Annotated in this window: 9 protein-coding genes and 1 pseudogene; 5 read left to right on the forward strand and 5 right to left on the reverse strand. The window is 66.6% G+C overall.

Annotated elements, in window-relative coordinates:
- Positions 1-180: pseudogene (locus ABW137_RS27685) on the forward strand (50S ribosomal protein L25/general stress protein Ctc); the annotation flags it as partial.
- Between the two features lie 6 nt (positions 181-186).
- A complete protein-coding gene (pth, locus tag ABW137_RS27690) occupies positions 187-762 on the forward strand; it encodes an aminoacyl-tRNA hydrolase (protein ID WP_526404739.1) in 576 nt (191 codons plus the stop codon).
- Between the two features lie 6 nt (positions 763-768).
- On the opposite strand, the gene ABW137_RS27695 is transcribed toward pth, so the two are convergent.
- The 3 genes from ABW137_RS27695 to ABW137_RS27705 form a co-directional block, all read right to left on the reverse strand.
- On the reverse strand, positions 769-1,800 hold the full coding sequence (locus ABW137_RS27695) for an epoxyqueuosine reductase (protein WP_526404741.1): 1,032 nt from the start codon (positions 1,798-1,800) through the stop codon (positions 769-771).
- A 100-nt stretch (positions 1,801-1,900) separates the two neighbouring features.
- Entirely contained in the window at positions 1,901-2,749 is an 849-nt protein-coding gene (locus tag ABW137_RS27700) for an ABC transporter permease (RefSeq protein WP_526404743.1), read from the reverse strand.
- Positions 2,746-3,723, reverse strand: coding sequence for an efflux ABC transporter ATPase subunit, DrrA-related (locus ABW137_RS27705; RefSeq protein ID WP_526404745.1), 978 nt, complete (start codon positions 3,721-3,723; stop codon positions 2,746-2,748). The genes ABW137_RS27700 and ABW137_RS27705 overlap by 4 nt, the downstream gene beginning before the upstream one ends.
- A 198-nt stretch (positions 3,724-3,921) precedes the next feature.
- On the opposite strand from ABW137_RS27705, the gene ABW137_RS27710 reads away from it, so the two are divergent.
- Positions 3,922-5,763, forward strand: coding sequence for an esterase/lipase family protein (locus ABW137_RS27710; RefSeq protein WP_526404747.1), 1,842 nt, complete (start codon positions 3,922-3,924; stop codon positions 5,761-5,763).
- A 35-nt stretch (positions 5,764-5,798) separates the two neighbouring features.
- On the opposite strand, the gene ABW137_RS27715 is transcribed toward ABW137_RS27710, so the two are convergent.
- Positions 5,799-7,433 carry a fatty acyl-AMP ligase gene (locus ABW137_RS27715; protein ID WP_526404749.1) on the reverse strand — a complete coding sequence of 545 codons (1,635 nt, stop codon included), beginning with the start codon at positions 7,431-7,433 and terminating at the stop codon, positions 5,799-5,801.
- A gap of 393 nt (positions 7,434-7,826) precedes the next feature.
- Entirely contained in the window at positions 7,827-8,795 is a 969-nt protein-coding gene (locus ABW137_RS27720) for a 4-(cytidine 5'-diphospho)-2-C-methyl-D-erythritol kinase (RefSeq protein ID WP_526404751.1), read from the reverse strand.
- A 204-nt stretch (positions 8,796-8,999) separates the two neighbouring features.
- Between ABW137_RS27720 and ABW137_RS27725 the strand changes: the two genes are divergently transcribed.
- On the forward strand, positions 9,000-9,797 hold the full coding sequence (locus ABW137_RS27725) for a serine/threonine-protein kinase (RefSeq protein WP_526404753.1): 798 nt from the start codon (positions 9,000-9,002) through the stop codon (positions 9,795-9,797).
- A gap of 89 nt (positions 9,798-9,886) precedes the next feature.
- The gene (locus ABW137_RS27730) at positions 9,887-11,398 is read left to right on the forward strand and encodes an amino acid permease (protein WP_526404755.1); all 1,512 of its coding nucleotides are present in this window, start codon (positions 9,887-9,889) and stop codon (positions 11,396-11,398) included.
- Positions 11,399-11,427 lie beyond the last annotated feature (29 nt).

Genomic DNA, 11,427 nt, shown 5'->3' on the forward strand with positions numbered 1-11,427 from the left:
CTGGTGTCCGACCCCGAGACGCTCGTCGTCAACGTGGTCGCCGCCCCCACCGCCGAGGAGAGGGAGGGCGAGGGCGCAGGCGAGGCTGCAGAGGAAGCTGCCGAGGGCGAAGCGGCCGAGGGCGAAGCCGAAGGCGAGGGCGAGGGCTCCGAAGAGGCACCCGCCGCGGACTCCGAGTAGCTCGGCATGGCCGAGCCCCAACTCGTGGTCGGCCTCGGCAATCCTGGAGCGCAGTACGCCACCACGCGGCACAACCTCGGCTTCTTCGTCGCCGACATCCTGGCCGATCGCATCGGCTCGGGGTTCAAGGTGCACAAGAAGTCGGGGGCCGAGGTCACGACCGGCAGGCTCGGCGGCAAGTCGGTCGTGCTCGCCAAGCCGCGCACCTACATGAACGAGTCGGGCCGCCAGGTCGGGCCGCTCGCCAACTTCTACTCGGTGGCCCCCGCCGACGTCATCGTCATTCACGACGAACTCGACATCGAGTTCGGCCGCATTCGACTCAAGCTCGGCGGCGGCGAGGGCGGCCACAACGGACTGCGATCAGTCGCATCGGCGCTGGGCACCAAGGACTTTCAACGGGTTCGCATCGGCATCGGCCGTCCGCCCGGCCGCAAGGATCCCGCGACCTACGTGCTGGAGAACTTCAGCGCCGCCGAGCGGCCGGAGGTCGGCACGATCTGCGAGCAGGCCGCCGATGCCACCGAGCTTCTGGTCCAGTTGGGCCTCGAGCCTGCGCAGAACACGGTCCACGCCTGGTAGTCGTGCCTAGCCGCGGCCGCTGATCCCGCTGTCCACCACCTTGACCGGCTTGTGCGGATAGCGTTTCTCCGCGTGCGCCTTGGCCGCCGAGTTCGGCAGCACGTAAAGCGTCTCGCGCTTGGCTTGCAGCGGTCTGAGCACCAAATCCATGAAACCCTTCCGATCCTCGAGGTAGGGCTCGATGACGTCCTCCCCCGCCGGGCACACCGCCAGGCAGTAGGCAGCCTTGTAGTTGGCCTTGAACGACAGGCTCTGCCACATCGACGCGTTCTCCGAATCGGTGACCCGCGAGCGGAAGTCGGCGGCGTCCTCACTGTCCGCGATGGTCTGGACGTAGTCGGTGAAGCCGCCCATGAACTCGCGGTAGTTGTGCACCGAGCAGGCGACGAAGTCGAACTCGCCGTCCTTGCCGATGGCGCCGACGGGGCACGCCGCGACGCATAGCTTGCACTCCAGGCACGGTGAATAGTCCAGTGGCTGACCGTAACTGGTGATGGGAGCGTCGACGAGAATGGTAGCCAGCAGGATGAAGTTGCCGAATCTCGGATGAATGACGTTGCGGTGGATGCCCATCACGCCGAGGCCGGAGGCCACCGCGACGGGCTTGTGGGCCACCACCCAGATGCGACCGGGAAACCGGTCCATTTCCATCGGAAAGGTCGCCGACGGGTTCAACGCCCGGTGCCCGGCATCCTGGAGTGTGCGGGTGATCCGGTGGGCGGCCTCGTTGATGATCTCGCCGCTGCGGTGGAATTCCTGGTTGGCGACGCTGCGGGCCGGCGAGCGGACGTTGTCGCGATTCATCCTGACCACCAGCGAGATGAAGCTCTTGGTGCCCGGCAGAGCGCCTTCGACGTGGTCGCGTTCGGACGCCAGGTCGGGGTTGTCGACGCTGGCGAAGGCCACGTCGTCGGCGCCCGCCTCCAGACAGATCTGGCGCAGCCAGTCGGCGTCGATCACGCCGGGCGGTTCCGCCTTGCGCGCCAGCACCTTCCTTACCGTCGGGTGATCGGCCAACCGGGCGGGGATGCGATCCATCGTCTGAGTATAGCCATCTATACTCAGATGGCGCATCCGTACGCGGACCGCAACCTTCGAGATCGAACCGTCGTCGGGAATCCCCGAGCTGCGGTACCCCTCAGTCCGACGTGCGGCGCGCGTACGCGCGCAACGCGAACGGCGCGATCGCCGCGGTCATGGCCAACGACCACAGGATGGTCGACAGCACCGGATGGTGCAGCGGCAGTTGTGCATCCGGCGGCGCGGCAGGACCGTTGCCCCACAGCTCGCGCATGGCCTGCGCCAACGACGACACCGGATTCCACTCGGCCATCACCCGCAACCACCTCGGCATCGGCTCGGTCGGGGCAAAAGTGTTGGCCAGGAACGTAACCGGAAACAGCACGGTGAACATGACCCCGTTGACGGCCTCCACCGATCGCATCAGTGAACCGACGAGAATGCCGAACCAAATCATCCCGAACCCGAAAACCAGGATCAGCGCGAAGGCCAGCACGGCGTCGGCCACGCCGCCGCGGATGCGCCACCCGATGCACAACCCCGTGATCGCCATGACGACCACGCCGATCGACGAGTGGATCAGGCTGGCGACGCTGCGCCCGATGAGCACCGACGAACGACGGATCGGCAACGAACGGAACCGATCGATCACGCCCTTCTCGACGTCGGCCGTGATCCCCGACGCCACGACGAACGCCGTGAAGACGATGGTCTGCGCCTGAATGCCCGGCAACAGGAACTCGCGGTAGGACGCCCCGCCCCTGGTGGCGATCGACGCCCCGAACACGAAGGCGAACAGCAGCACGAACATGATCGGCTGTACCGTCACGTCGCTGAGCATCTCGGGCATGCGCTTGGTGTGAATCAGGTTGCGCTTCACCATGATCCACGACTGCTGCCCGATGTTCGTTGGGCGGGTGACCGGCCTCGTCACGGCATCGGCGGACTTGGGCGCGACGGCGGTCATGCGCTGGCCTCCTGCTGGTCGTCGTCCTCGGCGCGGTGCCCCGTGAGCGAGAGGAACACGTCATCGAGGCTGGGCCGGGACAGCCCGATGTCGTCGACTTCGATGCGGTCCTGCTGCAGCCAGCCTGCCACCCGGGTCAGGTCGGCGATCCCCTCGGCCGCGGCGGTCAACTGACGGGCCCCGACGTCGACGTGCACCTCGGCACCCGTTCTGGCGAGCAACTCGCGTGCGGCGGGAAGGTCGGCGGCGTGGGACACCGTCACCACCAGGCTGGCGTTGCCCGCCTGCTGCTTGAGTTGCAACGGGGTGCCCTTGGCGATGATGCGGCCGCGATCGATGACGACGATGTCGTCGGCCAGCTGATCGGCCTCCTCGAGGTATTGCGTGGTGAGCAACAGCGTGGTGCCACCCGCGACCAGCCCGCGCAGCACCTCCCACAGATCGCTCCGGCTGCGTGGATCCAGACCCGTGGTGGGCTCGTCGAGGAACAGCACCGGCGGCGACGCGACGAGGCTCACCGCCAAGTCCAGCCGCCGCCGCATGCCACCCGAATACGAGCGCACCGGGCGGTCTGCCGCGTCGGCGATGTCGAACTGTTCGAGGAGCTGGTCCCCCAGCCGCTTGATGTCCTTGCGGCCGATGCCGTACAGGCCGCCGATCATCCGGATGTTCTCGCGACCTGTAAGGAGTTCGTCGACCGTCGCCGCCTGGCCCGTCAGACCCATGTTGGCGCGGACCATGTCGGGCTCGGTGCGCACGTCGTAGCCCGCCACCCGCGCGGTGCCGCTGGTGGGCACCGAGAGTGTCGTCATCATGCGGACCGTCGTGGTCTTGCCAGCGCCGTTGGGCCCAAGCAGGCCGAGCACCGTGCCCTGTGGCACGGCGAAGGTGACGCCGTCGACGGCGGGCCGCTGCTTGGTCGGATCACCAAACTGCTTGACGAGGTCGATGGCCTCGATCGCCGGAGCGGTCATGGGTCAACCGTAGCGATGAGCTGCGACGCCCGGCCATCGCTTTTCCTGCGCATGGACGTTGAGACCAGCAGGCTCCGACGAACTCATCGGTGGCGCGGCGGCGCCTCGCCGCCCTCGACCACGGCCTGCGCCACGAAAACGCAGTTCAACTTCGCCCCTTCCCTGTACCGTCCGAATTTCCGGGTCGGGAGGTCGCTGATGTCCATGAAGTCCGCACGTCAATGCGCCGCCGACGGGTCCTCGTGGCACCGCTGGCTGAGGCTGGCGATCGTTGCCTTCATCATCGCCGGCTACCTGATCGTGGCGGTGGGCACGGGTGCGGCCCGTGCCGACGACCACCCGTCCGGGCCGGGCGGTGAGGCGTCAGCTCCGTCGGCTTCATCGGCATCGTCGACCCCGGCACCGGCCTCGGGCATCGAACGACCATCGGGCACGCCCAACCCGACGACCAGCACCACCACCGACACCACCACCACCGCCACCACCGCGGTCACCGTCGACGCAGAGTCGCCGTCGGGCACCAACACTCCCGAAAATCAGCCGCCCGGGGTCGTCGACCCCGGAACCGTCGACGCCGTGCAAGTCACGGGCACCATTGCTCCCACGACACCAGCCACCGAGACCACCGAAACCGTCGCGCCCGCCAAAATCGTCGCACCCACCCAAACCGTTGCGCCGGAACAGGATTCATCCAGCGCGCCGACGGCAGGCGGCGCCACCCCCGACCCCACCACGGCGGCCGCGGTGTCGCCCGATCCGAGCACCTCATCGGTCGCACCGAAGACCAGCATTCCGGCCCAACCGCACCGCGTCGACCCGAAACCGCTCACCGCCATCGAATCGGCAGCCTCCGAGCGGGAAGCCACCGGCACGTCGACCGCGCGCGGCATCCTGGGCGGGGCCGGCGCCGTTCCACTCGCCGCGGTCTCGGACCCCGCCCCGTCCGTCGTCTCGACCAACCCGCCTCCGCTGCCTGCGCTCAACCCGGTTCAGTTCGGCAGGCAGATGGCGGGATTGATCTCCGACGTCGGAATCGTGGCGATCTCGGCGGTGCACACCGTCGCCACCACGGTGGCTCAGGCCTTCGGCCCCGACAGCTTCCTTGGCGTGCCGTACCTGTTGGCGACCTCGCTGGCCAACGTCGCCGCGGCCGCGGGCCGGACGCTGATCGGGGGCCCGTTCGCGGATTCCTTCACCGGGCCGTTCCCCGTCACCTACGGGGTGCTCGACGGGCTGGCCTTCTTCAACCCGACCAAGCCACCCGCAGGCGCCAACGACCCGGCCATCAAGGTCACCCCCGAACATCCCCTCCCCGTCATCCTGCTCAACGGGACCACGGCGACCCAGGGGACCAACTTCTCCGTCGGCGCAGCGGTGCTCGCCAATGCGGGATACAAGGTCTACACCTTCAACTACGGCAATACCACGCCCTTCCCGAACAGCCCGATCCAAGCGATTGGCGACATCAGGCAGTCCGGCCAGGAACTGGCCGCCGAGGTCGACCGAGTACTCGCCGAAACGGGTGCGCCACGAGTGATTCTGGTCGGCCACTCACAGGGCGGCGGCATCCTGCCCGCGTACTACATCAACAATCTGGATGGCGCGGGCAAGGTATCTCAGCTCATCGGCATCGCGCCAAGCAACCACGGCACCGACATCGACTCGCTGATGGTTCTACAGGCACTGCCGATCTTCGGGCCGTTGGCCGTCGCGATCTCCAACGTGATCGGGCCAGCGCTCTACCAGCAGGCACTGGGCTCACCGTTCCAGCAGGAGGTCTATGGCAACGGCGACACCAGGCCGGGCGTGCTCTACACGACGATCGCCAGCATCAACGACGAAGTGGTGACCCCCTACACGCAGCAGGCCCTCACCGGTCCGAACGTCACCAACATCGTTCTGCAGGACCAATATCCAGGGCTCATCGTCGGACACGCCGGGATCATCGTGAGCCCGCACGTGTGGGCCACCGTGCTCGGCGCCCTGGCCGCCAATCCCGCGGCCAATCCGGCCAACACCACCACTGCGCTGGCGGCCTGAGACCTTCGCGCGCCGGGGGACCAGCCGAGCGGGGCCTAGGTGACGAGCGAGACCGAGTTGGCGCGGCGCAGCTTGCCCGACGGCGTCTTCGGAATGGTGCCGGGGCCGAGGACCACGACGTTGCGCGGACGGACGTCCACCTCGGTCACGACCTCGTGGGCGACCTGGTGCTCGATGCGACGCACCTCCACCGGGTCCTCCCAGGCGTTGGACTCCACGGCGACGGCGAACGTCTCCCGAGAGTGCCCGGCATCCAACCGGACCGCGACGGCGCAGCCGGGACGGACGCCCTTCACGCGACCCGCGGCCCGCTCGATGTCGGTCGGGTAGATGTTGCGGCCCGCCATGATGATGACGTCCTTGACGCGACCGCAGACCACGACGTGGCCGTTCTCCATCTGGTACCCCAGATCGCCGGTGTCGTACCATCCGTGCTGGTCCTGGGCGGGCAGGAAGCCGCCCATCGTGAGGTATCCGGGGGTCAGCGATTCGCCGCGCAGTTCGATGACGCCGACGCCACGGGCGGGCATGACGTCGCCGTGCTCGTCGACGACGCGGGCCTCGAGGTCACGCAGCAGCGGGCCCAGCGACGCCAGCCGTCGGGTGTTGCCCTTCGTCGAGGGCACGGCGCGGCGCAGCGCGGCCAGTAGGTCGGCATCGACCTCGTCGACCACCAGGCCTGCACCGCACTCGGAGAAGGACACCGCGAGCGTGGTCTCGGCCATGCCGTAGGCAGGCAGGATGGCGTCGGGGCGAAGACCGAAGGGCTTGCCTGCGTCCAGCAGATCCTCGACGTCGGCGGGTTCGACGGGCTCGGCGCCAGACAGCGCGAAGCGCAGTGTCGACAGATCGAACTGGCCCGGCTCGGCTTGGTTGCGCAACCGCTTGGCGAACAGCGCGTAGGCGAAGTTCGGCGCTGCGGTCATCGTGCCCTTGTACTTGTCGATGAGCTTGGCCCACAGCAGGGTGTCGCGCAGGAAGTCCATCGGGGTGACCTTGACCAGCTCGGCACCGAAGTACATGGGGATGGTCAGGAAGCCGACCATGCCCATGTCGTGGAAGCAGGGCAGCCAGCTCACCATGACGTCCTTGCTGACGTCGTACTGCGCGCCGATGAACATCGCCTCGGCGTTGGAGTAGATGTTGCGGTGGGTGATCTGCACGGCCTTGGGCGACCCAGTGGAACCCGACGTCAACTGCATGAGCGCGAGGTCGTCCTCGTCGGTCTCGACGGGATCGATTGGCTCGGCCTGCAGGAGGTCCCCGACGACGAGGACCTTCACCCCCTTTTCCTCGAGCACGGGAATGGCGACGATGAACGGCTCGGACACGATGACGGCCTTGGCCTCGATCATGCCGATCACGTTCATGGTGTCCTCGGCCCAGACGACGAGGTCGGTACGAGGGGTGGGCTGGTGCAGCATCGTCAGGCTGGCGCCACGCATCCAGAGCGCCTGTGCGGTCGGAGCTATCTCGACCGGATAGCCCGCCAGGACGCCTACGGCGTCACCGGGTCCGACACCCGCAGCCGCCAGACCGCCGGAGATGCGACGCGCGCGCTCGTGGACCTCACCCCAGGTGTGCCGCACCGGCTCGTGCGGTTCGCCGGTGACCATGCCCGTCGTGACGGTCCGAGCGTTGCGGTACATCTTCTCGGTGAATCTGCTCACGCCAACCTCCTGGGTCTGAGGAGCACGGCGCCGGCGCCGCTGCCGGTGCGCGTTTTTCCATGTTCCACCTGATCGCACGCGAATTCCGAGAGTGACGCGTGAACGATTGGGGTGCGTTTGGGTATCGAAACGGTGATATCCAGGCCGACGCGCACCAACCGTGAGGCGTTTGCCCCGGCGAATGGGTTCCGGTCGACACTACCGCTGCGAGACAGTTGCGAATCTCCCCGCCGAGATGTCCGGGTGGGGGAGGTCGTTCCGTCGCACGCGTAACCGTGAGTTTTCACCGCGCATCATCTTATGAGACTCTTAAATAACTGCCAAACCAATGCCCCGATTGAGGCGTGGGTCACACCACTGGAGACCCCGACCTTCTTCACCCGCTGACTTTCGTCACCCGATCCCCGAGGGCGCCGGGACCACGCGTGCCCCGTGCACCGGACCGCTGGCGGCCCGCACCGTGCGACACACGCCCTCCCCGGCCAATTGCACCCCGACGTCGATCGCCGCGCCTGCCGACGGGCATAGGAACGCGCACGTGGGGCCCGACCCCGACACGATGCCCGCAAGCGCGCCCGCGTCGACGCCCGCGCGCAGCGTCCGGCGCAGAGCGGGCATCAGGCTGACCGCGGCGGGCTGCAGCTCGTTGCCGAGCAGCGGCGCCAGCTCATAGGCGTCACCCGATGCCAACGCGGCGAGCAGCGGCTCGGGATCGCCGAGCCGCGGCGGCTGCTCGCGGCTGGCGTCGGCACGGATCCGGTCGATCTCGACGAACACCGCTGGGGTCGACAGGCCGCCGTTGGCGAAGGCGAGCACCCAGTGAAAGGTGTTGCGAGCCAACACCGTCGCCAGTTCTTCGCCACGACCGGTGCCCAGCGCAGTTCCGCCGTGCAGCGCGAAGGGCACGTCGCTGCCGAGGTTAGCTCCGAGCGCGTGTAGATCGCGACGCGGAACCCCGAGCTCCCACAACGCGTTCATTGCCACCAGCACCGCGGCGGCATCGGCACTGCCGCCCGCCATGCCGCCCGCGACGGGGATCGACTTCTCGATGGCGATGGCGACGTCGGGCCCGCGCCCCACGTGGTCGGCCATCAGGTCGGCGGCACGCCACGCGAGATTGCGCTCGTCGACGGGCAACGACTCGCTACCCTCCCCCGACATCGACAGCGACATGAGATCGGCGTTGCGGACGGTGATCTCGTCGAAGAGGGATACGGCGTGGAAGACGGTCGTCAGTTCGTGATAACCGTCGTCACGTACGTCGCCGACGGCGAGGTACAGATTCACCTTGCCGGGGACGCGCACCGTCACGGACCCGGCCGACACCCAGTCGGAGGCAGTGTTTCCATCAAATCTGGGCACGCCACGACAGTATCGCCGGTGCGAACCCGACACGTACGAAGTGGTGAGATACCCCTCGAGATCCCGCCGCTCGACGCCGAACGAATCGGGCGCCTAGACGATTCACGTTAGTGTTTGCTCGGAAGGTGTGTCAAGGATCACTGAAGCTTCCCGGCTGCGAATTGCCTGGCCGTCGCCGACGGCGCTGCGCCTTACTCTGTGAGCATGCTCGTCCCGAAGGACATGTTCGAGGACTACGAGGTCGACGGCGTGGTTGGCCATGGTGGATATGCGACGGTCTACCGGGCCCACAGGGTGAGCGAGCCGGGCGGGACGGTTGCACTCAAGGTGCTCGACGACCACCACCACGACCCCCTGCACATGACGAGGCTTCAGCGCGAGTTCGAATTTGCCAAGCGCCTCAACCATCCTCACGTGGTGACGATGTACGACTGCGGCCCGGGTTGGCTTTCGATGGAACTCGTCACCGGTGGCACGGTGACGGCCCTTGCCTCCAGGGACGACCGAATGACCGCGCTCGCCCAAGTCGCCGACGCCCTGGACCACGCCCACGAACTGGGCATCGTGCACTGCGACGTGAAGCCAGCCAATATTCTGGTCGCCCATGACTTCTCGGCGGACGGCGCATTTCTCTCCGATTTCGGCTCGGCGCGTGCCGTCACCGATCAATTCGACCGCCACACCGGACAGATCGAGGCGTCGCTTCCTTACGCCGCGCCGGAGGTTCTGCACGGTCGCGCCCCCACGGCGGCCTCCGACGAATACTCGTTGGCGTGCACCTGTGTCGAAATGCTTACCGGCTCACCACCTTTCACGGCAGTGACGGTGATGGCGCTGGTCGATGACCATCTCAACAGCCCGGTCCCGAGGTATTCTCGCCGGATCGAGTGGATCCCCAGCGCATTCGACTCGATTCTGGCGAAGGCAATGGCGAAGGATCCCGACTTTCGCTATCAGTCCTGCTCAGAGTTAATTTTTCTGATCAGGAGGGCCATTCGGTGAGCAGCCGATAACACCTGAAATATTTGTACTTAACCCAAGGTTTACCAGGCGTGGCGACGTCTCGAGCCCAGGGCAGCTAACTTCGGGAAATGACGACGGAATCTCCGACCGCATACGACAATTCTGCACTCGCACACGAGGAAGAGGGTTACGAAAAGGGCCTAAAACCCCGGCAGGTACAGATGATCGCGATCGGCGGCGCGATCGGAACCGGCCTCTTCATGGGCGCCGGTGGCCGCCTCGCCAGCGCCGGACCCGGCCTCTTCATCGTGTACGCGGTCTGCGGCGTGTTCGTGTTCTTCATTCTCCGGGCGCTCGGCGAGCTGGTCCTGCACCGCCCGTCGTCCGGGTCGTTCGTCTCCTACGCTCGCGAATTCCTCGGCGAGAAGGCCGCTTACGTCGCCGGCTGGATGTACTTCTTCAACTGGGCGTGCACGTCGATCGTCGACGTGACGGCGATCGCGCTCTACATGCACTACTGGGGCGCCTTCGAGGCGATACCGCAGTGGTTGATCGCCCTCATCGCGCTGGTGATCGTGTTGACCATCAACATGATCTCGGTCAAGTGGTTCGGCGAGATGGAGTTCTGGGCGGCACTGATCAAGGTCGTCGCACTGGTGACCTTCCTCGTCGTCGGCATCGTCTTCCTTGCCGGTCGCTTCACGGTGCAGGGTCAGACCACCGGACCCTCGGTGATCACCGACAACGGCGGCATCCTGCCCAACGGCGTCCTGGCGCTCGTCGTGATCACCTCAGGCGTCATCTTCGCCTACGCCGCAGTCGAATTGGTGGGCACCGCAGCAGGCGAGACCGAGAACCCGGCCAAGATCATGCCGAAGGCCATCAACTCGGTGATCTTCCGGATCGCCGTGTTCTACGTCGGTTCACTGATCCTGCTGGCCCTGCTGCTGCCGTTCACCGCGTACGAGGAGGGCACCAGCCCGTTCGTGACGTTCTTCTCCAGCATCGGCGTTCCCGCCGCAGGCGACATCATGAACTTCGTCGTGCTGACGGCCGCCCTGTCGAGCCTCAACGCGGGGTTGTACTCGACGGGCCGCATCCTGCGGTCGATGTCGATGAACGGCAGCGCGCCGGTCTTCACCTCCAAGATGACGAAGAAGGGCGTGCCGTGGGCAGGTATCGCGCTGACGGCGTGCTTCACCGTGGTCGGCGTCTTCCTGAACCTGATCGTTCCCGCCGAGGCGTTCAACATCGCACTCGACCTCTCGGCACTGGGCATCATCGCTTCGTGGGGCACCATCGTGATCTGTCAGATCCAGATGTACCGCTGGTCGAAGAAGGGCATCCTGGAGCGACCGGCCTTCCGCCTGTTCGGCACGCCGTACACGAGCTACGCCACGCTGGTGTTCCTCGCAGCGGTGACCCTGCTGATGTGCATCGAGAACTACTGGAACGCGATCGCGCTCGTCGTCATCGTCCCTGCGCTCATCGGCGGCTGGTTCGCCGTCCGTGGCCGCGTGCTTGCGGTCGCCCAGGAGCGCGTCGGCATCACCGGTAACTACCCGATCTACGCGGAGACACCGCTGCAGGACGAGTTCCTGGCCAAGGACGCCGCGAAGCGCAAGAAGCCCGAGGAGTAGTCATCGACGCACGATGCCCCGGCGCTTGC

This window comes from Mycobacterium sp. (assembly GCF_040509115.1).
Taxonomy (GTDB): domain Bacteria; phylum Actinomycetota; class Actinomycetes; order Mycobacteriales; family Mycobacteriaceae; genus Mycobacterium.